Genomic DNA, 23,858 nt, shown 5'->3' with positions numbered 1-23,858 from the left:
TTGTCGGCAGGGTCGATCACGGCAGGCGGGCCAGCAGTTCGCGGGCCTGGGCCTGGCAGTGCAGGTCGCCGCCCTCGGCCACTTCCTGCAGCAACGTACGCGCGGTCTGGGCATCGCCCAGGTCGAGGTAGGCGATGGCCAGCTCAAGGCGCTCCTGCCCGGCGCGCGGCGCCCAGCCGGCATCGCCGGCCGGCGCCGCAGTACCGTCTTCATGCGGCGCTGCGGCCAGCGCGTCGTGCGGCGCTGCGCCTGAAGCCTCGCCGTCAGGGTGCTCGGCCGGCAGGTCGAACACGCCGCGGAACTGCGGCTGCTGTTCGGCATGCAGCGCGTAGTCCGGCACTGCCACCTCGCCGGGGGCCGCCTGCGCGAGCGGCTCATCCTGCGCTGCGGCGGCCGGCGTGGGATCATCCTCCTGCGTGGGCACCGGCTCGTCCCAGCGCGGCAGGTCGGTCACTGCCTCGGGCAGCTCCACTACTTCGTCATCGCGCAGCGTCTGCGCCTGCCAGTCAGCCTGGGCGGCGACGTCGGCGACCGGTTCGGCAGCCACGTCATCCTGCCCCCCGGTTTCGCTCGCCCAAGCCGGCATCGCCGGCTCCTGGCGGCCCGCTTCGGGCCCCACCGACGACCACGAGGACTGCTCGGCCAGGGTATCCAGCGCCGCGCCCGCCGGTACCGCAGCGGTCAGACCGGCGGCATCGTCTTCGTCGCGCAGCGGCGGCAGCGGCGATGGCTTGCGACGACGCAGCAGCCAGGCTGCACCGGCCGCCAGCAGCAGCACCGGCAGCCCCAGCCAGTACCACGGCGTTGCCACATCGCGGGTATCCGGTACCTGCGCCAGGCGCTGCTGCGCGGCGGCCAGGTCGTTGTCCTTCATCGCGATCAGCGACTGCTGCTGTTCCTTGAGTTTTTCCAGGTCGGCGACGCGCTGCTTCAGCTCGCCAATCTCGGCATCGCGGGTCGCGATGTCCTCGCGTGCCTGGCGCAGTTGTTCGTTGCCCAGCATGTCACCCTCGCTGCCGGCTCCAGTGCCGGTGGTTGTGCCCGCGCGCGCGGCGTCGGAAGCCAGCGCCGGGGCGATTTCAAGTCGTGCCCCATTGGCCGCGGCCGGGGAAGAAGCGTTCGTGGTTGCCGCCGCAGCCACCGGGGCGACGGTACCCGCCGGTTGCGGCACGGTGCGCGCCTGCCGCCACTGCGCGGCATGCTCGCGCACCAGCACTGCGGCCTCGGCGGCATCGACCGCCGCCAGTGCATCGCTGTCTGGCATGCGCAGTACGGCGCCTTGCTTGAGCAGGTTGACGTTGCCGCGGATGAAGGCCTCCGGGTTGGCCCGCAGCAGGGCGATCATCGCGCGGTCGCGGCTGACCTGGTTGCCGCGGGCCACCGCGCTGGCGATCTGCGACAGGGTCTGCCCACGCTGGACGATGACGCTGCCATCGGCTGCCTGCGCGGCAGCGGGTGCAGCCCCTGCACGCGGGCGAGCCGATGCAGGTGCCGGCGCTGCCGCAGTGGACGGCGCAGGTGCGCTTGCGTTCTCCGCAGCGGCCGGTGCCGGTGCAACATCACGGACGATGGTGTTGGAGAGGGTACCGGCCGGCGCGACGATTTCCGGTTCGGCCACCGCCAGTGCGCTGGAGGGCGCATCAACCAGTGCCGAGTATTCGCGCACCAGGCGGCCCTGGCCCCAGTCGGCCTCGATCAGGAAGCTCAGCGACGGGGTTTCGACCGGCGTCTGCGAGGTCACCCGCACCACCGCCCTGCCCTGCGCATTGCGGGTCAGTTCGAACTGCAGCTCGCTGACCAGCCCGGCCGGCCGCTGCAGGCCAACGCGTTCGAAGGTGACCGCAGAGGCCAGCGCGACGCGCAGGTTCTCCAGTTCGGATGGATCGGCCGAGACTACCGGGATTTCGGCCAGCAGGGGCTGGCCCGGCTTGGACAGGACACGGATGTCACCCAAGCCCAGGGCAAGCGCCGAACTGCTGGCCAGGGCCAGCAGCGCGGTGGAAAGATAGAGAAGCGGGCGCTTTGCGCCCCTGGCCCGTTTATTCATGGGCGACACTATAAAGCGTGCGCACCGGGGTCCGCACCCACCGAGGGGACCTTCGGTAGCGCCGGCCACTGGCCGGCAGCACCACATGCCCATCACGGCAATGTCGGCCAGCGGCCGGCACTACCGGTCAGGCAACCACGGTGATCAACGCTGTTCGGCGGCGACCAGCTCGGCCAGCTGCACGGCGTTCAGGGCAGCGCCCTTGCGCACGTTGTCCGACACGATCCACAGGTTCAGGCCACGCGGGTGCGACAGGTCCTCGCGGATGCGGCCGACGTAGACCGCGTCCGTGCCCGAGGCGTGGGTGACCGGGGTTGGGTAACCACCGGCCTCGTGACGATCCACCACTTCGATGCCCGGCGACTGCTCCAGCAGCGCGCGCGCTTCAGCGACGGTGACCTTGTCGCGGGTCTCGATCGCCACCGACTCGGAGTGGCCGTAGAACACCGGCACGCGCACCGCGGTCGGGTTCACCAGGATGCTGTCGTCACCGAGGATCTTGCGGGTCTCCCAGATCAGCTTCATCTCTTCCTTGGTGAAGCCATTGTCCTGGAAGTCATCGATGTGCGGGATCAGGTTGAAGGCGATCTGCACCGGGAAGCGCTGCGGATCGATCTCCTGGAAGCTGAGCAGCTGGCCGGTCTGCTTGCCCAGTTCCTCCATCGCCGAGCGGCCACCGCCGGACACCGACTGGTAGGTGGACACATTGATGCGCTCGATACCGTACTTGCGGTGCAGCGGCGCCAGCGCCACCAGCATCTGCATGGTCGAGCAGTTCGGGTTGGCGATGATGCCGCGCGGACGGTTGGCGACCTGTTCCGGGTTGACCTCGGACACCACCAGCGGCACGTCATCGTCGTAACGGAAGGCCGAGGAGTTGTCGATCACCACCGCACCGGCGGCGGCGAACCTCGGTGCGTATTCCTTGGACACGCTGCCGCCAGCCGAGAACAGCGCGATCTCGACACCGGTCGGATCGAAGGTGGCCAGGTCCTGGACCTTGACCTTCTGGCCGTTGAATTCAATCTCGCCACCGGCCGAACGCTCGGAGGCGAGGACGCTCAGGGTGCCGACCGGGAAATCACGCTCGGCCAGGATCGACAACATGGTCTCGCCAACGGCGCCGGTGGCACCGACGACGGCGACGTGGAAACTGCGCTGTGCATTGCTCATGGGGAACTCTCACGAAAACGGGAATGGGGGAAAACACGCACGACAGCTGGGTTCGGGGAACCTCCTCAAGCGGGGCGCGCGGAGGTTCCCTATCGTTTCCCGGTTTTTTTGCCCAGCATCACGCGCGCGGCCATCGCCGCGTCAGCGTTGATCGCGCTCGGCATGCGCGACGGGCCGCCGTCCAGGCCGAGCCCGGCAGCCAGATTATCCACGGCCAGCTGTACCATCGCCGTGCGCGTGGCCAGCGAGGCGCTGCCGATATGCGGCGTGAGCACCACGTTGCGCAGCGCCAGCAGCTCCGGGCGCACCTTCGGCTCGCCCTCGTACACATCCAGGCCAGCGGCCGCCAGGTGGCCGTTGGCCAGTGCGTCGGCCAGCGCCAGTTCGTCGACGATGCCGCCGCGGGCGATGTTCACCAGGGTTGCCGTCGGCTTCATCTTCGCCAGCGCAGCTGCGTCGATGATGTGATGCGAGGCCGGCGTGTAGGGCAGCACCGTTACCAGATGGTCGGACTGTGCCAGCAGTGTATCCAGGTCCACGTAGGTCGCGCGGAGCGACGCCTCGGTGTCGGCCGGCAACCGTGAACGGTTGTGGTACAGCACCTTCATGCCGAAACCGTGCGCGCCGCGGCGGGCGATGCCCTGGCCGATGCGGCCCATGCCAAGGATGCCCAGCGTGCTGCCATGGACATCCGCGCCCAGCATGGTCTGGAACGACCACTGCTGCCACTGCCCTTCACGCAGCCAGCGCTCGGACTCGGTGATCCGGCGCGCGGTTGCCATCAGCAGCGCGAAACCGAGATCGGCGGTGGTTTCGGTCAACACGTCCGGCGTGTTGCTGGCCAGGATGCCGGCCGCGCTGAGCGCGTCGACATCCAGGTTGTTGTAGCCGACGCCGACATTGGCGATCACCTGCAGCTGCGTGGCATCGGCCACCTGCGCCGCACCGATGCGCTCGTTGAGGGTGATGATCGCGCCGTCGGCGCTGGCCAGCTGTGCAGCGATCTGGTCCGGCGACCAGGCGGTGACGGTGTCGGTGCTGCGCAGCTGCACGCGATCGCGCAGCGGCGCGATGGCCGCCTCGATCAGCGGCTGGCTCACCCACACGGTCGGCCGCGTGTCAGCCATCGATCTGCCCGGGAATGCGCGGGGTGATCGTGCCGACATCGCCGCACTGCGCGCGATGACGCAGCGCCTGATCCATCAGCACCAGCGCCACCATCGCCTCGGCGATGGGCGTGGCGCGGATGCCGACGCAGGGATCGTGGCGGCCGGTGGTGACCACCTCGACCACGTTGCCGGCCGTATCCAGCGACGGGCCCGGCAGGCGCAGGCTGGACGTCGGCTTCAGGGCGATCGACGCGACGACCGGCTGACCGGTGGAGATGCCACCGAGGATGCCGCCGGCATGGTTGCTGGCGAAGCCCTGCGGCGTCAGCAGGTCACGGTGCTCGGTGCCCTTCTGCGCGGCGCTGGCGAATCCGTCGCCGATCTCCACGCCCTTCACCGCATTGATGCTCATCAGCGCAGCGGCCAGTTCGCCGTCAAGCTTGCCGTAGATCGGCTCGCCCCAGCCCGGCGGCACGTTGTCGGCGACCACGTCCACGCGCGCACCGACCGAGTCGCCAGACTTGCGCAGCGCATCCATGTACGCCTCCAGCTCCGGCACCTGTGCGGCGTGCGGCCAGAAGAACGGATTGTCTTCCACCGCCGACCAGTCGAAACCGGCCGGGGTGATGTCGCCCAGCTGCGACAGGTAGCCACGCACGGTAACGCCGAAACGCTCGGCCAGCCACTTCTTGGCGACCACGCCGGCGGCCACGCGCATGGTGGTCTCGCGTGCCGAGGAACGGCCACCGCCACGCGGATCGCGGACGCCGTACTTGTGCCAGTAACTGTAGTCAGCATGGCCCGGGCGGAACTGCTGGCCGATATTGGCGTAATCCTTGCTGCGCTGGTCGGTGTTGCGGATCAGCAGCGCGATCGGGGTGCCGGTGGTCAGGCCCTCGTATACGCCGGACAGGATCTCGACCTCGTCGGCCTCGCGCCGCGCGGAAGTGTGCCGGCTCTTGCCAGTCGCACGGCGCTGCAGGTCGTGGGCGAATTCGGTCGCGTCCAGCGCCAGCCCCGGAGGGCAGCCATCAATCACGCAGCCGATGGCCGGCCCGTGCGACTCGCCGAACGTGGTGACGGTGAACAGCTTGCCGAACGAATTGGAGCTCACGGGCGCTGCGCCGCCAGTTCGGTGATGCGTGCGCTGTGGGCGATCAGCTCGCGGCATTCGACCGCGAAGATGCCCATCTGGCCGACCTTGAACTCGATCCAGGAAAAATCGACTTCCGGCAGCAGCTTGACCAGATGCTGTTCGGACTCACCCACTTCACAGATCAGCAGACCGTCTTCGCTCAGGTGCAGCGGGGCATCGCGCAGGATCTTCAGCACCAGGTCCAGGCCATCGTCACCGGCACGCAGGCCCATTTCCGGCTCGTAGGAATACTCCTGCGGGAGGGCATCAGTCTCGTCGTTGGTGACGTACGGCGGGTTGGTGACGATCAGGTCGTAGTGGCGGCCGGTCAGGCCATTGAACAGGTCCGACTTGATCAGGGTGACGTTGTGCGCCTGCAGGCGCTCCTTGTTCTCCTCGGCCAGCGACAGTGCGTCGTCACTCAGGTCGACGCCGTCCACTTCCCAGTTCGGGTAGTAGTGGCCCATCGCGATGGCGATGCAGCCCGAACCGGTGCAAAGATCCAGCGCGCGGCTGACATCGCGGCCGGCCAGCCACGGTTCGAAACCACATTCGATCAGTTCGGCGATCGGCGAGCGCGGCACCAGCGCGCGCGTGTCACTCTTGAAGCTCAGGCCGGCGAACCAGGCCTCACCGGTCAGGTAGGCAGCGGGGATGCGTTCGTCGATGCGGCGCTGGAACAGTTCCAGCACGCGCAGCTTTTCGGCCTGCAGCAGGCGTGCCTGGCCGTAGGCCGGGCCGAGGTCGTGCGGCAGGTGCAGGCTGTGCAGCACCAGTTGGGTGGCCTCGTCCAGCGCATTGTCGTAGCTGTGCCCGAAGGTCAGCCCGGCTTCGTTGAAACGGCTGGTGCCGTAGCGGATCAGATCGATGATCGTGTGGAGTTCGGCGGCCGTTTCAGCGGTCATGGCGGTACTGCGGGCAAAGTGGCCCCCGATTATAGGGGCTGGCGCCCGCGGCAGCATCCGTTGCGGCGGAAACGATCGGGCCGCAGCCGGTATGATGGAGCCCATTTCGCGTGGGAGCCCCCATGTTCAATCGCAATGCCGGCATCATCCTGCTGATCGCCCTGGCGGCGGGGCTTGGCCTGCTCGCCGCCCAGCAGGTGATCGCGCCGAAGCCGCCGGCCAACGCCCCGGCCACCGAAGCGATCACCCTGTACCCGCAGCCGCGTGAACTGCCCGACTTCAACCTGGCCCAGTCCGACGGCACCCGCCTGATCCCGGGCGAACTGAAGGGCCACTGGACCCTGGTGTTCCTGGGCTTCACCTTCTGCCCGGACGTCTGCCCGACCACCCTGGCCGAGCTGGCCGGCGCGCAGAACCAGTGGGAGGCCCTGCCCGATGGCCTGCGCCCGCGCGTGCTGTTCATCTCGGTCGACCCGGACCGCGACAGCGCCACCCGCCTGGGCGAGTACGTGCACGGCTTCCACAAGGACACCCTGGCCGCCACCGCCGATATCCCCTCGCTGGAGCGCTTCGCCACCTCGCTGGGTTTCGTGTTCCAGAAAGTGCCGGGCAAGCATTTCGACGAGAACCCCGAGGATTACACCGTCGAGCATTCGGCCAGCCTGGCCGTGCTCGACCCGCAGGGCCGCCTTGCCGGCCTGGTGCGCCCCCCGTTCAATGCGCCGGCGATCGCCCGCGACCTGCACAAGCTGACCGAGAAAACCGCCCCATGAGCCTCACCACCGCCCTGACGTACGCCCTGCCCCATCGCCTGCTGTCCTCGATGGCACGCTCGCTGGCGTACTCGGACGATCCGCGCGTGTCGCGCTGGCTGATCGACACCGTCACCCGCAAGTTCAACGTCAACCTGGACGAAGCGGCCAACCCGGACCCGCGCAGCTACGCCACCTTCAACCAGTTCTTCACGCGTGCGCTGAAGCCGGGCGCGCGCGTGGCCGATGCCGATCCGCGCAGCCTGGTGATGCCGGCCGACGGCCGCATCAGCCAGCTGGGGAAGATCGAGGCCGGCCGCATCTTCCAGGCCAAGGGCCAGTCGTTCACCGCCGCCGAGCTGCTGGGCAGCGACGAGGATGCCAAGCCGTACAACGACGGTCTGTACGCCACCGTGTACCTGTCGCCGCGCGACTACCACCGCGTGCACATGCCGTGGACCGGCACCCTACGTGAAACCGTGCACGTGCCAGGACGCCTGTTCAGTGTCGGTCCTGCGGCCGTCAACGGGGTGCCGCGCCTGTTCGCCCGCAACGAGCGCCTGGTCTGCCACTTCGACACCAGCTTCGGCCCGATGGTCAGCGTGATGGTCGGCGCGCTGCTGGTATCCGGCGTGGAAACCGTGTGGAGCGGCGAGGAGATCCCGGCCTACGGCGATCGCATCACCCGCAAGGACTACCGCGGCCAGGGCATCAAGCTGGAGCGGTTCGCCGAGATGGCACGCTTCAATTACGGCTCGACCGTGGTGGTGCTGCTGCCGCCGGGCGTAGCCGAATTCGCCCCGCAGCTGGGCGCCGAGAGCCCTGTGCAGCTGGGCCAGGCCCTGGCAAAGCTGCGCTGACAAAAAAGGGGATGCCGGCCAGCGGCCGGCACTACCGGTACGCGCGTTACTGCAGGACCGGGGCCGGTCCGACGTCCATGCCGTCGTAGTCTTCCACGCCGTGCTCCGCCGCCAGCGCCGCGAATTCCTGGTTGCGGCGGTCCAGCGAGGCTTCGTCGTGGATTTCCACCCGCTCCACGTGCAGCACGTGGAACGAGGCGTCGCCCTCTTCCGGTTCCTGCTCGAAGAGTTCCACGAACGTGTAGCCCTGCGCCTGCAGGTGCTGGGCCAGCGCCTGCAGCGGCTCGGCACTGGCGTGGACGAAGAAATACCCCCACAGCAACGGGCCGTTGATGTCCCAGTCGGTGTTTTCGCGGAGGTTGGCGAACAGGTTGCGGGTGTCTTCGAGATCCATGCGGGTTCCAGGGGTCGGGGGAATTACTTGTCGCAGCCCTGCAGCTTCAGCGTCTGGCCGTGGCGCAGGCTGTAGGCCGGTGCCTTCAGGCCGTTGGCGCGGGCCAGGGTCGACAGGTCGCACTGGAACTTCGCCGCGATGGCGCCCAGGGTCTCGCCCTTGCCCACCTTGTGGCTGCGCACCGGCTTCGGCCGGGCGGCCGGCGCCGGGCGCGGCGTCGCCACCGCCGCCACCGGCGTGGTCGGCACACTGGTGGAGGCCGCAGCGTCGGCCACCGGCACCACGCCGCCCACGGCGACGCTGCCGGTGTAGCTGGCCGCGGTCGGGCGCTTGATCGCCGCGTTCAGATCGGCGGTGATCAGCGTGCGGGCGAGGTCGGCACGCGGACCACTGACACAGTTGCGCTGGTACAGGCCGGCGATGCGGGTGGTGGCGTTGATCAGCGTACCGGCCGGAATCCAGCCATCGGCCTCATAGCGCGGGTTGAGGTTGCGCAGCGCACGCATGTAGCCATCGCGGGTACCGTGGCTGCCCAGGCAGATGGTCAATTCATAGATGGTGGTGGACTTTGCCAGCCGCAGCGTGGCCGGCTGCGCGCTGATCTTCGGGAACTCCACGCCGTACTGCTGCGGGTGCAGGAAGATCCAGGCCGCGGCGATCACCATCGGCACGTAGTCCTTGGTCTCGCCCGGGAACTGGTTGTAGACGCTGTCGGTCCAGAAGCTCTGCCCACCGCTCTGCTTGAACACGCGTGCGGCACGGCCTTCACCACCGTTGTAGGCGGCCACCGACATTTCCACGTTGTTGTTCAGTTCGCGCAGGCGTTCGTTGAGGTAGCTGGCGCTGGCCTCGGCGGCGCTGCGCGCGTCGAAGCGGGTATCGAAGCCGGTGCCGTCCGGGCCCAGGCCGAAACGGCGGCCGGTGGCCGGCATGAACTGCATCAGGCCGGCGGCACCGGCACGCGAGGAGGCATGCACACGGCCGTTGGATTCCTTGGCCATGATCCCGAACAGCAGCGCCTCGGGCAGCCCGCGCTTTTCCCACTCCGGCCACATCACCGCGCGCAGGTTCTGGTAGTTCTCGTAGCTGGTCAGCAGGGCCGGGCGCATGTCGGTCAGCCAGCGGCGGATGCCGGCCTGCACCGCCGGGTTGTACTCGACCATGCTGTCGAAGGCGTGCCGTTTGTCGTTTAACAGCGCGGCAGCGCGCGCGGCCTCGGGCACGTCGGCGGTGAGGGGGCCGATGTGGTCCGGGTCGGCTTCCAGACGGTCACCGCCCTCATCGGCCACGTCATCGCTGGCGGCGGCATCGGCGTCGTGCTTGAGCAGGCGCTTGTAGCTGGCCAGCAGGGTCCCCATCTGGCAGCCCTTCTGCTTGACGCAGTCGTTGAGGACATCTTCCATGTCCTCCAGCGCGGCATCGGCTTCGTTGCTGCCCTTGGGATCGGCGTTGGCGACCAGCAGCAGGGCATCGCCGTAGCGCTTTTCGGCGGCGGTCATGCGCTGCTGCAGCGCATCCACCTTCACCTTGTCCCGGGCCGAAACCCGCTGTGCGTGGGCGTCGGGCGCCAGGGAAACCAGGCCGGCCAGGGCCAGCAGCGGCCAACCGCGGGAAATCAGGACAGGAACGGGCATTGATGGCACTGTGTGCGAAACAGGCAGGCAGAGTAGCGGCGCCGCCAAGGTCCGGGCAAGCCGACCTTCGGACCGTCACTGCCGGCGGTTAACATTGGGCTATTCATCACAAGGGCTGGACCATGGATCCGATTCTGCTCGGCAAAGGCATTACCGACGATGTTGCCGTCACCCTGCTGCCGAAACTCGGCAACCGCCACGGCCTGGTGGCCGGCGCCACCGGTACCGGCAAGACCGTGACCCTGATGACCTTGGCCGAGGGCTTCTCGCGACGGGGCGTGCCGGTGTTCCTGGCCGATGTGAAGGGCGATGTCTCCGGCCTGGCCGTGCCCGGCACCGGCGCAGAAAACCTGCTCCAGCGTGCCGCCGAGATCGGCGTGGCCGACTATGCGCCGGCCGCCAGCCCCACCATCTTCTGGGACCTGTACGGCAAGCTGGGCCACCCGGTGCGCACCACGGTCAGCGAGATGGGCCCGACCCTGCTGTCGCGCATCCTCGAATTGAACGACACCCAGGCCGGGGTACTCGACATCGTATTCAAGCTGGCCGACGACCGCGGCCTGCTGCTGCTGGACATGGACGACCTGCGCGCCCTGCTCGGCCTGGTTGCCGAGGAGCGCAAGGACATTTCCACCGAGTACGGCCTGGTCAGTGCGCAGTCGATCGCGGCGATCCAGCGTTCGGTGCTGCGCCTGGCGCAGGACGGTGGCGAGAATTTCTTCGGCGAACCGGCGCTTGAACTGGCCGACATCATGCGGGTCAACCACGACGGCCGCGGCATGATCGGCATCCTCGCCGCCGACCAGCTGGTGCTCAAGCCCAAGCTCTATTCCACCTTCCTGCTGTGGCTGCTGTCGGAACTGTTCGAGCAGCTGCCGGAAGTGGGCGACCTGGACAAGCCGAAGCTGGTCTTCATCTTCGACGAGGCGCACCTGCTGTTCGATGATGCACCGCCGTCGCTGGTGCAGCGCATCGAGCAGGTGGTGCGCCTGATCCGTTCCAAGGGCGTGGGCGTGTACTTCTGCTCGCAGTTCCCCGACGACGTGCCGGGCAACATTCTCGGCCAGCTGGGCAATCGCGTTCAGCACGCACTGCGTGCGTTCACCCCGCGCGACCAGAAGGCGGTGAAAACCGCGGCCGAGACGTTCGTGCCGAATCCGAAGCTGGACGTGGCCAAGGTGCTGAGCCAGCTCGGCACCGGCGAGGCACTGGTATCCACGCTGCAGGACAAGGGCGTGCCGATGCCCGTGCAGCAGACGTTGATCGCGCCGCCGCGCTGCCGGATGGGACCGATCACCGAGGCCGAGCGTGCACAGGTACGCGCCGGCAGCCCGGTCGGCAGCCGCTACGACACCGCGATCAACCGCGAATCGGCCGCCGAACTGCTGGCCCAGCGCGCGCAGAAGAGCATCGAGCAGGCACAGGCGCCGGCCGCGCGCAGCCGCGAGCAGGACGAAGCTCAGGAAGGTGGTTTCGGCCAGGCCATCAAGGATGCGATCTTCGGCACCAAGCGCCGCCAGGGCATGATCGAGACCATGGCCAAGCAGACCACGCGCACCGTCGGCACCAAGCTGGGCAACCAGATCGTGCGCGGCATCCTCGGTGGCATCTTCGGCGGCAAGCGCTAGCTGCCCCTGCTGGGGTCAGAGCCCTTTCCGCTGGAAAGGGATCTGACCCTGCTCTCTCATTCGTCATCCAGAAAAGAAGTCGTATTGCATGTCCCGTTGGCGTCCCCCCGCAGAAAAAAGCACCGCCCTGATCACCGCTTCCGGGCATGCGCGACTGAAGGCCGAACTGGATGAGCTATGGCGCGTGCGCCGCCCGGAAGTGGTGAAAGCGCTCGCCGCCGCTGCAGCAGAAGGCGACCGTTCCGAAAACGCCGAGTACACCTACCGCAAGAAGCAACTGGGCGAGATCGACCGCCGCGTGCGCTACCTGACCAAGCGGCTGGAATCGCTGCGCGTGGTCGATACGACGCCAACCGATCCGCTCGCAGTGTTCTTCGGCGCGTGGGTGGAACTGGAGAACGTGGACAGCGGCGACACCAGCCGCTATCGCATTGTCGGCCCGGATGAGACCGATGCGGGCCTGGGCTGGATCAGCATCGATTCCCCCCTGGCGCGTGCGCTGCTGAAGAAGCGGCTGGATGATGAGTTCTCGGTGGAGCTGCCCGGCGGGCAGTTCACCTTTGCAGTGATCGGCGTGGAGTACGAGCCTGTGTAGCGTCGAGCCATGCCCGACCTCGCTGTCCATGTAGAGCCGAGCATGGGCTCGGCTCTACAACGGTGGCGGGTACGTGCGCCCTGCACGCAGCGGGCGGAAATAGTCGGCATTGCGGTAGAAGGTAGAATCCTGCACGTCGTGCCAGCCTGGGATTCCAGCCAACGGCAGCGGACGCAGCTGCAGCGGATCGGTCACCGCCCTGCCCTCGGCAATGGCAGCGCTCACCACGTCGACACAGGCACCATCGGCATCGCCCTGCACCACCACGCACTTGCCGACCAGCAATCGCCCCGGCAGCAGTGCCTGTTCCATCAGCGCATGCCCGAATACCACAGTGATGGCGATGTCACCGCTCTGCCAGTTCACCGGGTCAAACAACGCGGGCCAGTCGTGTGCATCCCAGGCAGCCCGCAGTGAGTCATCGCGCACACGCACGATCACGCCGGTTTCGTCGAACTGGGTCAAGGCGGCCTGCGCGCGGTTGCGCTGGCCGGGTGGCATCGCCTCGATATGCAGGCACTGCCGCACGTTGAGCGCGCGCTTCAGCTGCGGCTGTGAGGCCCACACCAGCGCATTGAACAGGTCGTGCCAGTTGCCGGCACGGGTGGCGATGCGTCCCTGCGCGATACGCGCCTCATAATGCAGGCCATCGGCCAGCAACGCGGCGTCCTGTTCAACCAGGCGCTTGCCAGGCACGGCCAGACGTGCATCGAGCGCCGCGATGGACGGCCACGCGGTGCCGTCCAGCAGGTCACGGAAGTCCTGAAGTCCGGCAAACAGCGGATGCTCGAACTGCCGTGCAGCTACCGCCGCACGTGGCGGCGGTACGAAGCGTCGTGAACCGCCGCCGTTGCCGGTGGCGGCCGTCGCTGCGGTCACAGCACCTTGAGGTCGAACGCCGGACGGGGGGCGGCCGTCAGCGCGTCACCATACAGGTCGTGCTCGTCGCTCTCGGTGATCTCCACCTCGACGAATTCGCCCACGCGCAGCGGCACCTGGTCGGCATTCTGGATGTGCACCAGGCCGTCGATCTCCGGGGCATCGGCCTTGGAACGGGCCACGGCGATGTCGCCTTCGATGGCGTCGACCAGGCACTGCTGCACGGTGCCGATCTTGGCCTCAAGGCGTGCAGCGGAAATCTGCGCCTGCTTCTCCATGAAGCGGGCCAGACGCTCCTGCTTCACTTCCTCCGGCACAGCATCGGGCAGATCGTTGGCGGTCGCCCCTTCAACCGGCGAATAGGCGAACGCACCCACGCGATCCAGCTGCGCTTCGTCAAGGAACGACAGCAGTTCCTCGAACTCGGCTTCGGTCTCGCCCGGGAAGCCGACGATGAAGGTCGAACGCACAGTGATGTCCGGCGCGATACGGCGCCAGTTCTGCACGCGCTCCAGGGTCTTCTCCACCGCGCCGGGGCGCTTCATCAGGCGCAGGATGCGCGGGCTGGCGTGCTGGAACGGGATATCCAGGTACGGCAGGATGCGATTCTCGGCCATCAACGGCACCACTTCGTCCACGTGCGGATACGGGTACACGTAGTGCATGCGCACCCATGCATCCAGCTCCGACAGGCCTTCGCACAGCGCCTTCAAACGGGTCTGGTAGGCCTTGTCGCGCCACATCTTTTCGGCGTACTTCACGTCCACGCCGTAGGCCGAGGTGTCCTGCGAAACCACCAGCAGCTCGCGCACGCCGCCACGCACCAGGCGCTCGGCTTCACGCAGCACCTCGTCGACCGGGCGCGAAACCAGCTTGCCGCGCATCGACGGAATGATGCAGAAGCTGCATTTGTGGTTGCAGCCTTCGGAAATCTTCAGGTACGCGTAGTGGCGCGGGGTCAGCTTGATACCGTAGTCGGGCACCAGGTCCACGAACGGATCGTGCTTGGGCGGCAGTGCTTCATGCACCGCTTCCATCACGCTCTGGTAATCCTGCGGGCCGGACACCGCCAGCACGTTGGGGTACGCCTCGCGGATCTGCTCCGGGCGCTTGCCCAGGCAGCCGGTGACGATGACCTTGCCGTTCTGGTTCATCGCTTCGCCAATCGCGTCCAGCGACTCGGTCACCGCAGAATCGATGAAGCCACAGGTGTTGACCACCACCACGTCGGCCGAATCGTAGGACGGGACGATGTCGTAGCCTTCCGAGCGGAGCTGGGTGAGGATGCGCTCGGAATCGACGAGGGCCTTCGGGCAGCCAAGGCTGACGAAGCCGACTTTGGGGTTCAGCTGGGACATGGAAATCGCGGGACTCTGGGGGCCTGGGCCCCTGCCGTCGTGGCAGGGGTTCCTGGGGGCCGGGGCCTGAAAGGGCGCCAGTATACCGGGGTTGGCGGCCGCGCTCTGTATGGCCAGCCGCCCGATCCCGCACAGCCGCTGACATCGCGCTAACCCATGCAGCACCGACAATGCCGTTCTGTTCCCCACAACGAGATGGAAACGATGGCCGAGTGGATCACCCTGGATACGCATCACGGCCCGGTACGGGCCTGGCAGGCCCTGCCGGAGGGTACCGCGCGCGGCGGCCTGGTGGTGGTGCAGGAAATCTTCGGCGCCAATCCGCATATCCGCAGCGTGGCCGAACGCTTCGCGGCGGAAGGCTACGCGGTGCTGGCGCCCTCGTTCTTTGACCTGCTCGATGGCCCCGACGCCGATCCGGACGCGCTGCCCTACGACGCCGAAGGCGTGAAGCAGGGCCTGGAACGGGTCGGCGCGCTGGGCATGGAGCGTGCGCTGGAAGTGGTCCGCGCGGCGGCGACCCGGCTGGCCCCCTACGGCAAGGTCGGCACCGTCGGCTACTGCTGGGGCGGTACGGTGGCGATGCTGGCCGCAGTGCGCCTGGGGCTGCCGTCGGTCAGCTACTACGGCGCCCGCAACGTCCAGTTCCTCGATGAGACACCCAAGGCGCCGGTGATCTTCCATTTCGGCGCCCAGGACCGCAGCATCCCACCGGAAGCCGTGCAGGCCCACCGCGAGAAGCTGCCGCAGATGGCCACCTACGTCTATCCGGCCGATCATGCCTTCAACCGGGAGGTCGGACATGCGTATGATCCAGACAGCGCCGCCCTGGCGCTGCAACGCACCCTGGACTTCTTCTCGGAGCATCTTGGATGAGCGAATTCGAACTCGATTCACGCCTGGCCACCGATAGCGTGCTGGTGGCGGAAGGACCGTTGTCGCAAGTGCGGCTGATGAACGACGAACGATTCCCCTGGCTGGTGCTGGTACCGCGCCTGGCCGGGGTCACCGAGTGGATCGAGCTGGACGGCGAGCAGCAGGACAAGCTGCGCACCGAGCTCAACCGCGCCTGCAAGGCCCTGAAGGGCTCCGACGGGGTGGAAAAGATCAACATCGGGGCGCTGGGCAATATCGTGCGCCAGCTGCACTTCCATGTGATCGGCCGCCATGACGGTGATCCGGCCTGGCCGGGCCCGGTCTGGGGCAGCGGCCCGGCGCACCGCTACGAGCCGGCGGCGCTGGACCAGCATGTCGCCTACTGGAAGGAACGGCTAGGATATCCGGCCCTGTCCTGAGCCTTCGCCGACCCGATGCGATTCAACCTCGTTGCCGCCGTCCTGCTGATCCTGATCGGCCTGTTCATGCTCGCCAGCAATCTCGGCTGGACGCACCTGAACCTGTCCAAGCTGCTGCTGACCTGGTGGCCGGTGGCCCTGGTGGGTGTCGGCATCGCGATGCTGTTCGGTCGCGGCAAATAAGAAAGGCGGCGCATTGCGCCGCCTTCCTTCATGTGGAGCCGGGCCATGCTCGGCTGCCCTGCCTTGAAGCCGAGCATGGCTCGGCGCTACAGATCGCCTGCAATCTTCAGGTCCGCGGCAGGGTCACGCCGGTCTGGCCCTGGTACTTGCCGCCACGGTCGCGGTACGACGTCTCGCAGATGTCATCGGCGGCCGCCTGGAAGAACAGCATCTGCGCCACGCCTTCGTTGGCGTAGATGCGCGCCGGCAGCGGCGTGGTGTTGCTGAATTCCAGGGTGACGTGGCCTTCCCATTCCGGCTCCAGCGGCGTCACGTTGACGATGATGCCGCAGCGCGCGTAGGTGCTCTTGCCCAGGCACACCACCAGGGTATCGCGCGGAATGCGGAAATACTCCACGGTACGCGCCAGCGCGAAGCTGTTGGGCGGGATGATGCACTCATCGCCGACGATATCCACGAAGCTGCCCGAGTCGAAGTGCTTGGGATCGACGATCGTCGAGTTGATGTTGGTGAACACCTTGAACTCGCGCGAGCAGCGCACGTCATAGCCATAGCTGGACGTGCCATAGCTGACGATGCGCTGGCCGTTGGCCTGCTTGACCTGCCCGGCCTCGAACGGCTCGATCATGCCGTGCTGCTCGGACATGCGGCGGATCCAACGGTCACTCTTGATGCTCATGCTTTGTCCTGGGGGTACGAGGGGGCGCGAGGATTCTAGCAGGGGGCCGGCCTGCGCCGGCGGCCCCTGCCCCGGCACTTACAGCAGCGAGGACAGGATCGGGATCGAGGCCCGCGGGCGCTTGCCGACTTCCTCGATCAGGCGCTGCGCGGCATGGCGGTAGGCCTGGGCCGGTGCCGATTCCGGCTGGGCCACGGTGATCGGCGTGCCTGCATCGCCCTGCTCGCGGATGCCGATCTGCAGCGGCAGCGACCCCAGCAGCGGCACGCCGTACTGCGCGGCCATGCGCTCGCCGCCACCCTCGCCGAACAGGTGCTCGATGTGCCCGCAGCTGCTGCACGTGTGCACCGCCATGTTCTCGACGATGCCCAGCACCGGCACCTCGACCTTCTCGAACATCTTCAGCGCCTTCTTCGCATCCAGCGTGGCGATGTCCTGCGGCGTGGTGACGATCACTGCACCGGCCAGCGGAATCTTCTGGGTCAGGGTCAGCTGGATGTCACCCGTGCCGGGCGGCAGGTCGATCAGCAGGAAATCCAGGTCGTCCCACAGGGTATCGTTGAACAGCTGGGTCATCGCCGAGGTGGCCATCGGGCCGCGCCAGATCATCGGGGTGTCTTCTTCGATCAGGTAGCCGATCGACATGGTGTCCACGCCGAACGCACGCAGCGGCTCGATGCTCTTGTTGTCCGGGCTTTCCGGGCGGCCGGACAGCCCCAGCATGGCCGGCACGCTGGGGCCGTAGATGTCGGCGTCGAGCACGCCCACCCGCGCACCGAGCTGCTGCAGCGCCACGGCCAGGTTCACCGAGGTGGTGGACTTGCCGACGCCGCCCTTGCCGGAACCGACCGCGATGACATTGCGGATGCGGGCATGCGGCGTAAGTCCCTTCTGGACCTGGCTGGCATGGGGACGGCGGGGAGAACTGTTCACAACGAGCACCGGCGGAGTCAGGGGGATAACCCAACATCATACAAGCTGGACGTAACCTGACTGAAATTCAGGATTGCGACGGATTCGTGCACAGATTGTTAAGTTCATGTTACGTTCGATCAGCACTGTTTTGAGCTGCGGAGCCCGCTGTTCCGGCCCGCGCGATGGCGCATGCGCAGTGCCGTTTTTGTTTTTTGCTCTCCATTGGAACTACATGAAACACGTCAGCAATACCGCACGTCGCAACACGCTCGCCGTCGCCCTGATTTCCGCTCTGATGGCCGCCGCCCCGGCAATGGCCCAGGACAAGGCGACCAACCTGGACAAGATCACCGTCACCGGTTCGCTGATCCCGCAGACCCAGGTCGAAACCCAGACCCCGGTGATGTCCATCACCGCCGAAGACATCCAGACCCGCGGCTTCAGCAGTGTGGCTGAAGTGCTGCAGCAGTCATCGCTGACCACCGGCGGCCTGCAGGGTGGCCAGACCTCGGGTGCGTTCACCCAGGGCGCCGAAGCCGCCGGCATGTTCGGCCTGAATCCGGGCTACACCAAGTACCTGATCAACGGCCGCCCGATGCTCTCGTATCCGGCGCTGTACAACGGCAGCGAGTCGTTCAACAACATCAGCGGCATTCCGATCGACATCGTCGAGCGCATCGAAGTCCTGCCGGGCGGCCAGTCGTCGCTGTACGGCTCGGACGCGATCGCCGGCGTGGTCAACATCATCCTGAAGGAACGCATGGACGGCGGCACGATGTCGATCCGTGGCGGCACCTACACCGAAGGTGGTGGCAGCAACATCCGCTTCAGCGCCGCCAAGGGCTTCAACGCGTTCGACGACCGCTTCCACGCGCTGGTCAACGTGCAGATCGAAAACGGCAGCCCGATCTGGGGCTACCAGCGTGACATCACCAAGCAGAACAACCCGGTCGGTTACACCGCGCAGCTGCCGTCGAACGACTTTGCCGTCATCGGCAACGCCGACAACAAGCTGTACATGATGGACCCGACCCGCTGCGGCAACGTGGCAGGCCTGTACGACGGCACCACCACCGTCGGCAAGCGTGCATCGGGCGAATCCTGCGGCTCGGTGTACAGCGCCGGCTACAAGACCCTGAAGAACGGCAAGAACAGCGGCCAGTTCTACTCGTCGATGACCTTCGACGTGAACGACAACTTCCAGCTGTTCGCCGATGTGCTGTACAGCAAGGAGAAGACCGAGTTCACCTCCGGCTCCAGCGCCCTGTGGTGGGGCACCAAGTCGGTGATGGGCGGCTTCTACGACCAGGGCCTGGGCAAGGTCGTGAACCTGCAGCGCGCCTTCGCACCGGAAGAAATCGGCCCGGGCCACTACAACAACATCCTGAACTCCGATGAGAGCCGTTCCTACCAGGTCACCCTGGGCGGCAAGGGCATGGTCGGCGACTGGGACTACAGCGCCAGCTTCACCCGCGGCGAATACCGTCTGGACCAGAACCGCTTCGCGCGCTGGAAGGACAAGATCGAAGGCTTCTTCGGCGACACCGTGCTGGGCCCGCGCCTGGGCACCACCGCTGATGGCTTCGGCATCTACAACCCGAACTACACCGCGTTCTACTCGCCGATCACCCCGGACCAGTTCGCCAGCTTCACCGGCTATGGCACCCACCGCAGCAAGACCTGGCAGAACCTGGGTCGCGTGCAGGTGACCAACGGTTCGCTGTTCTCCCTGCCGGGCGGCGACGCCGGCCTGGCCGTCGTGCTGGAAGGCGGCAGCGAGGGCTGGGACTACTCGCCCGACCAGGCCTTCGTCGATGGCAACGCGTGGGGCGCCAGCGCCGTGGCCGGTGCCGGCCACCGCAGCAACTACGCGGTGACCAGCGAACTGCGCATGCCGGTGTTCGAGTCGCTGACCATCAGCGCCTCGGGCCGCTATGACGCCTTCAAGATCGCCGACAAGACCGTCGACAAGGCCACCTACAGCATCGGCCTGGAATACCGTCCGGTGGAAAGCCTGCTGCTGCGCGGCAAGTACGGCACGGCGTTCCGCGCGCCGACCCTGTCCGATGCCTTCCAGGGCATGAGCGGCTCGTTCGCCTCCGGCCAGAACGACTACTACCGCTGCAGCCAGATGGGTTACGCGCTGCGTGACGAAGCCTGCTCGTTCTACAAGACCACCTCGGTGTACAGCGAAAAGTCCGGCAACCCGGACCTGAAGCCGATCACCGCCGACGTGTGGAGCGCAGGCGTGGTGTGGGCCCCGGTGAGCAACTTCTCGCTGTCGGTCGACTACTACAACTGGAAGATCAAGAACGAGGTCAAGACCCTGAGCACCGACCAGCTGCTGCTGGCCGAGTACCAGTGCCACAACGGCCTGCCGAACAACACCTCGGCCAGCTGCCAGAACGTGACCGACTGGGTGACCCGCGACGCCGGTGGCAACCTGACCCGCGTTTACACCCCGAAGCTCAACGTGGCCAGCCAGAACCTGGAAGCGGTGACCGTCGGTGCCAAGTACCAGCAGGACCTGGGCCGCTTCGGTTCGCTGATGTTCTCCGGCAACTACACCAACATGCTCAAGCGTGAAGTGGTGGCCCTGCCGGGTGCGCAGAAGCTGGACCTGCTGAGCGATCCGTACAACATGTGGTACTACGACAACTTCGCCAAGGTACGCGGCGACGTGTCGGTGGGCTGGGCCATCTCCAAGTTCACCACCACCGTGTACGCCAACTACGTCGGCAGCACCCCGAACTACCTGGCCTACACCGGCCGCAGCTACGACTACGTCCACTCCTCCGGCGCCAAGGCCGGCAAGTGGGGCTCGTACACCACGTACAACATGAGCCTGAACTACCAGGCACAGGACGATCTGACCCTGTCGCTGATGGTCAACAACGTGTTCAACAAGCTGCCGGAAGGCCAGCGCTACAACTACCCGGGCAACGAATCGACCCCGTTCAACGACGGCTTCTACAGCGTCTACGGCCGTCAGATCTCGGCCCAGGTCAAGTACGACTTCTAATCCCGTCGTATTCCGGACCGCGTGTCTGGACCAGGCCCCGCTTCGGCGGGGCCTTTTTTTTTCAGCACTGAGCCCCGCCCCCTGTCCGGCCTGTAGCAGAAAGTGTGATCCACAACGCACAAACATCCGGGTTCCCGGCAGCGCTGATCCAAGGCAACGCATTGATCTACAAGGCATATCCGCAATGCCGACATGTTCCCTTGCACGCCGCCAACTTTTGAAACATGCCAAAACAAATCGCCTTATCCATTGATTCTGAAGCTTTTTTTCATCTCCCAACGGCACCTTGATGTGACAGACCTGTGTTGGCAGCGTTAAGGACGTGTTACGGTCGACCTGAATGGAGTCACACTGAACGAATTGTTAATGCGCAGGGAATGCGCCGCCAAGACATTGCTCACTACGGGGATCCACCATGTCTCGCCAACGTTCCACGCTCTCGCGCCACCCTTTGACCCTCGCCCTGCTCGGCACCCTCCTGGCCTCCGGCACCGCCCTGGCCCAGGACGGCAACGCGCCGACCCAGCTTGATCGTGTGACCGTCACCGGGTCGCTGATTCCGCAGACCGAGATCGAGAACCACACGCCCGTCCTGACCGTCACCGCCGAGGATATCCAGACCCGCGGTTTCACCAGCGTCGCCGATGTCCTGCAGCAGTCCTCGCTGTCCACGGGCGGCCTGCAGGGTGGCCAGACCTCCGCATCCTTCACCCAGGGCGCCGAAGCGGCGGGCATGTTCGGCCTCAGCCCCGGCTATACCAAGTACCTGATCAACGGCCGCCCGATGCTCTCGTATCCGGCGCTGTACAACGGCGGCGATACCTTCAACAACATCAGCGGCATCCCGATCGACATCGTCGAGCGCATCGAGATCCTTCCGGGTGGCCAGTCGTCGCTGTACGGCTCGGACGCGATCGCCGGCGTGGTCAACATCATCCTCAAGGAGCGCATGGATGGCGGTGTGCTCAATGTGCGCGGCGGTGCCTACAGCGAAGGTGGCGGCAACAGCTTCCGCTTCAGCGGCGCACGCGGTTTCAACTCCAAGGATGACCGCTTCCATGCACTGGTCAACGTGCAGTACGAGAAGACCAGCCCGATCTGGGGTTACCAGCGCGACCTGACCAAGGTCAACAACCCCGACGGTTACAGCCCGCAGTACGTCTCCAACGATTTCCTGGTGCTGCTGCCGGCCGCCAACAACCGTTACGCGATGATGGACCCGAACCGATGCGCCAATGTGGCGGGCCAGTTCGACGGCACCACCGTGCTCGGTACCCGTCCGACCGGCCAGGCCTGCGGCTCGGTCTACGGCACCGGTTACAAGACCATCAAGAACGGCAAGGAAAGCGGGCAGATCTACAGCTCGGCCACCTTCGACGTGAACGACAATTTCCAGCTGTTCGGCGACGCGCTGTACAGCCTGGAGGAAGTCAAGTACGCCACCGGTTCCGGCTACACCTGGTGGGGCACCTCCTCGGGCTGGGGCCGCTTCTACGACCAGGCCAGCGGCCAGTACATGAACCTGCAGCGCGTGTTTGCGCCGGAGGACATCGGCGGCGGCGGTTACCGCGACATCATGAACACCGACCGCAACAAGGCCTACCAGGTCACCCTTGGCGGCCGCGGCACCGCAGGCAACTGGGACTACAGCCTCAGCTTCACCCGTGGCGAGTACAAGCTGACCGAGCGCAATTTCGTGCGCTGGAACGACCCGATCAACGACTACTTCGAGCAGCGCGTGCTGGGCCCGGTGCTGGGTACCACCAGCACCGGCTACAACATCTACAGCCCGAACTGGGAAGCGTTCTACGCACCGCTGCCCGCTGGTGACTTCCAGAGCTTCACCGGCTACAGCTACAGCGAAAGCCGCACCTGGCAGAACCTGGCCCGCGCCCAGGTCACCAATGGCTCGCTGTTCAAGCTGCCGGGTGGCGATGCCGGCTTCGCCGTGGTTCTGGAAGGCGGCAGTGAAGGCTGGGATTACACGCCCGACCCGGGCCTGATGGACGGCAGCGTGTGGGGGACCACCGCCGTATCCGGTGCCGGCCATCGCAGCAACTACGCGGTGACCACCGAACTGCGCATGCCGCTGCTGGAAACGCTGACCGTCACCGGCTCCGGCCGCTATGACGCCTTCAAGATCGGCAGCAACACCGTGGACAAGGCCACCTACAGCGTCGGCATCGAGTTCCGCCCGATCGAAAGCCTGTTGTTCCGTGGCAAGTACGGTACGGCGTTCCGCGCACCGACCCTGTCCGATGCCTTCCAGGGCCGCAGTGGTTACTACGCCAACGGCTCCACCGACTACTATCGCTGCGGCCAGCTGGGCTACGACCCGGCCAACACCACTGGCTGCCCGTACGACAGCGTCTCGGTGTTCGGCACCCGCTCGGGCAACCCCGACCTGGAGCCGATCACCGCCGACGTCTGGAATGCAGGCGTCGTGTGGGCACCGATCAACAACCTGTCGCTGTCGGTCGACTACTACAACTGGAAGATCAAGAACGAGGTCGATACGCTCAGCTCCGACCAGCTGCTGCTGGCCGAGTACTACTGCCGCAACGGCCAGTCCAACAACACCTCGGCCAGCTGCCAGAACGTCAATGACTGGATCACCCGTGATGCATCGGGCGTGCTCGACGAGATCTACACGCCGAAGATGAACGTCGCCCGCCAGAACCTGGAAGCACTGACCGCCAGCTTCAAGTACGTGCAGGACATCGGTCGCTTCGGTTCGCTGCAGTTCTCGGCCAACTACACCGACATGCTCAAGCGCAAGCTGCAGCCGCAGCCGGGTGACGAGTTCCTGGACCTGCTGCACGACCCGTATGCGATGTGGGTGTATGACTCGTACGCCAAGGTACGCGCGGACGGCTCGATCGGCTGGGCCAAGGACAACTGGACCACCACCCTGTATGCCAACTACATCGGCAAGACGCCGAACTACATGGCTTACGTGGGCAACGGCTATGACTACGTCCACAGCTCCGGCTACAAGGCAGGCAAGTGGGGTTCCTACACCACCTACAACCTGAGCGTGAACTACCGCGCGATGGAGAACCTGACCCTGTCGCTGATGGTCAACAACGTGTTCAACAAGATGCCGGACAACCAGCGCTACAGCTTCGCCGGCACCAGCGGCCAGCCGTACAACAACTACCTGTACAACGCCTACGGGCGCGCGATCTACGTGCAGGCCAAGTACGCGTTCGGCGTGAAGTAATCCCGCAACCGCAGCAACGGAAAAGCCCCGCCATGGCGGGGCTTTTTCGTGTCCGGCCTGAGCGGATGGAAG

The 23,858-nt window shown here is 66.2% G+C and carries 20 protein-coding genes; 9 read left to right on the top strand and 11 right to left on the bottom strand.

Annotation, left to right across the window (positions count from 1 at the left end):
* Window positions 1-16: 16 nt before the first annotated feature.
* The 5 genes from AC10QF_RS14170 to prmB all read right to left on the bottom strand — a co-directional run bounded on the left by AC10QF_RS14170 (window position 17) and on the right by prmB (window position 6,369).
* Window positions 17-2,047 carry a FimV/HubP family polar landmark protein gene (locus AC10QF_RS14170; RefSeq protein ID WP_111178016.1) on the bottom strand — a complete coding sequence of 677 codons (2,031 nt, stop codon included), beginning with the start codon at window positions 2,045-2,047 and terminating at the stop codon, window positions 17-19.
* A 144-nt stretch (window positions 2,048-2,191) separates the two neighbouring features.
* Window positions 2,192-3,220, bottom strand: coding sequence for an aspartate-semialdehyde dehydrogenase (locus AC10QF_RS14165; RefSeq protein WP_005417977.1), 1,029 nt, complete (start codon window positions 3,218-3,220; stop codon window positions 2,192-2,194).
* 89 nt (window positions 3,221-3,309) lie between these two features.
* Window positions 3,310-4,347: a 2-hydroxyacid dehydrogenase gene (locus AC10QF_RS14160; protein WP_072168507.1), complete on the bottom strand. Its 1,038-nt coding sequence runs from the start codon at window positions 4,345-4,347 to the stop codon at window positions 3,310-3,312.
* Window positions 4,340-5,443, bottom strand: a complete 1,104-nt coding sequence (gene aroC / locus AC10QF_RS14155; protein ID WP_494542403.1) for a chorismate synthase — start codon at window positions 5,441-5,443, stop codon at window positions 4,340-4,342. The genes AC10QF_RS14160 and aroC overlap by 8 nt, the downstream gene beginning before the upstream one ends.
* Complete coding sequence (gene prmB, locus AC10QF_RS14150; protein ID WP_069139585.1) at window positions 5,440-6,369, bottom strand: 50S ribosomal protein L3 N(5)-glutamine methyltransferase; 930 nt, start codon at window positions 6,367-6,369, stop codon at window positions 5,440-5,442. The genes aroC and prmB overlap by 4 nt, the downstream gene beginning before the upstream one ends.
* Window positions 6,370-6,491: 122 nt before the next feature.
* Here prmB and AC10QF_RS14145 point away from each other — a divergent pair, with 122 nt between their 5' ends.
* Both AC10QF_RS14145 and asd read left to right on the top strand, forming a co-directional pair.
* Window positions 6,492-7,142 (top strand): SCO family protein, encoded by a 651-nt coding sequence (locus AC10QF_RS14145; RefSeq protein ID WP_494542402.1) that lies wholly within the window; start codon window positions 6,492-6,494, stop codon window positions 7,140-7,142.
* Entirely contained in the window at window positions 7,139-7,981 is an 843-nt protein-coding gene (asd, locus tag AC10QF_RS14140; protein ID WP_053501139.1) for an archaetidylserine decarboxylase, read from the top strand. Before AC10QF_RS14145 ends, asd begins: the two co-directional genes overlap by 4 nt.
* 46 nt (window positions 7,982-8,027) lie before the next feature.
* On the opposite strand, the gene AC10QF_RS14135 is transcribed toward asd, so the two are convergent.
* Together AC10QF_RS14135 and AC10QF_RS14130 are read right to left on the bottom strand one after the other, a co-directional pair.
* Window positions 8,028-8,375, bottom strand: a complete 348-nt coding sequence (locus AC10QF_RS14135) for a ribonuclease E inhibitor RraB (RefSeq protein ID WP_139727428.1) — start codon at window positions 8,373-8,375, stop codon at window positions 8,028-8,030.
* Between the two features lie 23 nt (window positions 8,376-8,398).
* Window positions 8,399-10,009, bottom strand: a complete 1,611-nt coding sequence (locus tag AC10QF_RS14130) for a transglycosylase SLT domain-containing protein (RefSeq protein ID WP_494542401.1) — start codon at window positions 10,007-10,009, stop codon at window positions 8,399-8,401.
* A gap of 122 nt (window positions 10,010-10,131) precedes the next feature.
* Here AC10QF_RS14130 and AC10QF_RS14125 point away from each other — a divergent pair, with 122 nt between their 5' ends.
* Window positions 10,132-11,637, top strand: coding sequence for a helicase HerA-like domain-containing protein (locus tag AC10QF_RS14125; protein WP_005418005.1), 1,506 nt, complete (start codon window positions 10,132-10,134; stop codon window positions 11,635-11,637).
* Window positions 11,638-11,725: 88 nt separating this feature from the next.
* Window positions 11,726-12,232: a transcription elongation factor GreB gene (gene greB, locus AC10QF_RS14120; RefSeq protein ID WP_005418006.1), complete on the top strand. Its 507-nt coding sequence runs from the start codon at window positions 11,726-11,728 to the stop codon at window positions 12,230-12,232.
* Window positions 12,233-12,286: 54 nt separating this feature from the next.
* On the opposite strand, the gene AC10QF_RS14115 is transcribed toward greB, so the two are convergent.
* Both AC10QF_RS14115 and rimO read right to left on the bottom strand, forming a co-directional pair.
* A complete protein-coding gene (locus AC10QF_RS14115; protein ID WP_111178024.1) occupies window positions 12,287-13,111 on the bottom strand; it encodes a DUF3025 domain-containing protein in 825 nt (274 codons plus the stop codon).
* Window positions 13,108-14,469, bottom strand: coding sequence for a 30S ribosomal protein S12 methylthiotransferase RimO (gene rimO / locus AC10QF_RS14110; RefSeq protein WP_005418008.1), 1,362 nt, complete (start codon window positions 14,467-14,469; stop codon window positions 13,108-13,110). The genes AC10QF_RS14115 and rimO overlap by 4 nt, the downstream gene beginning before the upstream one ends.
* Before the next feature lie 204 nt (window positions 14,470-14,673).
* On the opposite strand from rimO, the gene AC10QF_RS14105 reads away from it, so the two are divergent.
* Genes AC10QF_RS14105 through AC10QF_RS14095 form a run of 3 tightly spaced genes read left to right on the top strand, consistent with a single transcriptional unit; the run spans window position 14,674 to window position 15,947 of the window.
* The gene (locus tag AC10QF_RS14105; RefSeq protein ID WP_111178038.1) at window positions 14,674-15,345 is read left to right on the top strand and encodes a dienelactone hydrolase family protein; all 672 of its coding nucleotides are present in this window, start codon (window positions 14,674-14,676) and stop codon (window positions 15,343-15,345) included.
* Complete coding sequence (locus tag AC10QF_RS14100) at window positions 15,342-15,764, top strand: HIT domain-containing protein (RefSeq protein WP_049414742.1); 423 nt, start codon at window positions 15,342-15,344, stop codon at window positions 15,762-15,764. The genes AC10QF_RS14105 and AC10QF_RS14100 overlap by 4 nt, the downstream gene beginning before the upstream one ends.
* A 15-nt stretch (window positions 15,765-15,779) precedes the next feature.
* A complete protein-coding gene (locus AC10QF_RS14095) occupies window positions 15,780-15,947 on the top strand; it encodes a LiaI-LiaF-like domain-containing protein (protein WP_005418011.1) in 168 nt (55 codons plus the stop codon).
* Between the two features lie 106 nt (window positions 15,948-16,053).
* On the opposite strand, the gene dcd is transcribed toward AC10QF_RS14095, so the two are convergent.
* Together dcd and apbC are read right to left on the bottom strand one after the other, a co-directional pair.
* Window positions 16,054-16,626 (bottom strand): dCTP deaminase, encoded by a 573-nt coding sequence (gene dcd / locus AC10QF_RS14090; protein ID WP_111178026.1) that lies wholly within the window; start codon window positions 16,624-16,626, stop codon window positions 16,054-16,056.
* A 78-nt stretch (window positions 16,627-16,704) separates the two neighbouring features.
* Window positions 16,705-17,559, bottom strand: coding sequence for an iron-sulfur cluster carrier protein ApbC (gene apbC, locus AC10QF_RS14085; protein WP_494542400.1), 855 nt, complete (start codon window positions 17,557-17,559; stop codon window positions 16,705-16,707).
* A gap of 214 nt (window positions 17,560-17,773) precedes the next feature.
* Between apbC and AC10QF_RS14080 the strand changes: the two genes are divergently transcribed.
* A complete protein-coding gene (locus AC10QF_RS14080) occupies window positions 17,774-20,563 on the top strand; it encodes a TonB-dependent receptor plug domain-containing protein (protein WP_111178028.1) in 2,790 nt (929 codons plus the stop codon).
* A gap of 415 nt (window positions 20,564-20,978) precedes the next feature.
* Window positions 20,979-23,786 (top strand): TonB-dependent receptor domain-containing protein, encoded by a 2,808-nt coding sequence (locus AC10QF_RS14075; protein WP_069139596.1) that lies wholly within the window; start codon window positions 20,979-20,981, stop codon window positions 23,784-23,786.
* Window positions 23,787-23,858: the final 72 nt, after the last annotated feature.

The sequence above is a fragment of the Stenotrophomonas maltophilia complex sp. Om-AH-Sm3 genome, assembly GCF_059337855.1.
The sequence above is the reverse complement of the archived record's forward strand: the minus strand, read 5'-3'. Positions and strand labels throughout refer to the sequence as shown.

Bases quoted from the DNA above. Each gene is read 5' to 3' on its own strand.
- AC10QF_RS14170 (WP_111178016.1), bottom strand. From the start codon at position 2,047: ATGAATAAACGGGCCAGGGGCGCAAAGCGCCCGCTTCTCTATCTTTCC.
- AC10QF_RS14165 (WP_005417977.1), bottom strand. From the start codon at position 3,220: ATGAGCAATGCACAGCGCAGTTTCCACGTCGCCGTCGTCGGTGCCACC.
- AC10QF_RS14160 (WP_072168507.1), bottom strand. From the start codon at position 4,347: ATGGCTGACACGCGGCCGACCGTGTGGGTGAGCCAGCCGCTGATCGAG.
- prmB (WP_069139585.1), bottom strand. From the start codon at position 6,369: ATGACCGCTGAAACGGCCGCCGAACTCCACACGATCATCGATCTGATC.
- AC10QF_RS14145 (WP_494542402.1), top strand. From the start codon at position 6,492: ATGTTCAATCGCAATGCCGGCATCATCCTGCTGATCGCCCTGGCGGCG.
- asd (WP_053501139.1), top strand. From the start codon at position 7,139: ATGAGCCTCACCACCGCCCTGACGTACGCCCTGCCCCATCGCCTGCTG.
- AC10QF_RS14135 (WP_139727428.1), bottom strand. From the start codon at position 8,375: ATGGATCTCGAAGACACCCGCAACCTGTTCGCCAACCTCCGCGAAAAC.
- AC10QF_RS14130 (WP_494542401.1), bottom strand. From the start codon at position 10,009: ATGCCCGTTCCTGTCCTGATTTCCCGCGGTTGGCCGCTGCTGGCCCTG.
- AC10QF_RS14125 (WP_005418005.1), top strand. From the start codon at position 10,132: ATGGATCCGATTCTGCTCGGCAAAGGCATTACCGACGATGTTGCCGTC.
- greB (WP_005418006.1), top strand. From the start codon at position 11,726: ATGTCCCGTTGGCGTCCCCCCGCAGAAAAAAGCACCGCCCTGATCACC.
- rimO (WP_005418008.1), bottom strand. From the start codon at position 14,469: ATGTCCCAGCTGAACCCCAAAGTCGGCTTCGTCAGCCTTGGCTGCCCG.
- AC10QF_RS14105 (WP_111178038.1), top strand. From the start codon at position 14,674: ATGGCCGAGTGGATCACCCTGGATACGCATCACGGCCCGGTACGGGCC.
- AC10QF_RS14100 (WP_049414742.1), top strand. From the start codon at position 15,342: ATGAGCGAATTCGAACTCGATTCACGCCTGGCCACCGATAGCGTGCTG.
- AC10QF_RS14095 (WP_005418011.1), top strand. From the start codon at position 15,780: ATGCGATTCAACCTCGTTGCCGCCGTCCTGCTGATCCTGATCGGCCTG.
- dcd (WP_111178026.1), bottom strand. From the start codon at position 16,626: ATGAGCATCAAGAGTGACCGTTGGATCCGCCGCATGTCCGAGCAGCAC.
- AC10QF_RS14080 (WP_111178028.1), top strand. From the start codon at position 17,774: ATGAAACACGTCAGCAATACCGCACGTCGCAACACGCTCGCCGTCGCC.
- AC10QF_RS14075 (WP_069139596.1), top strand. From the start codon at position 20,979: ATGTCTCGCCAACGTTCCACGCTCTCGCGCCACCCTTTGACCCTCGCC.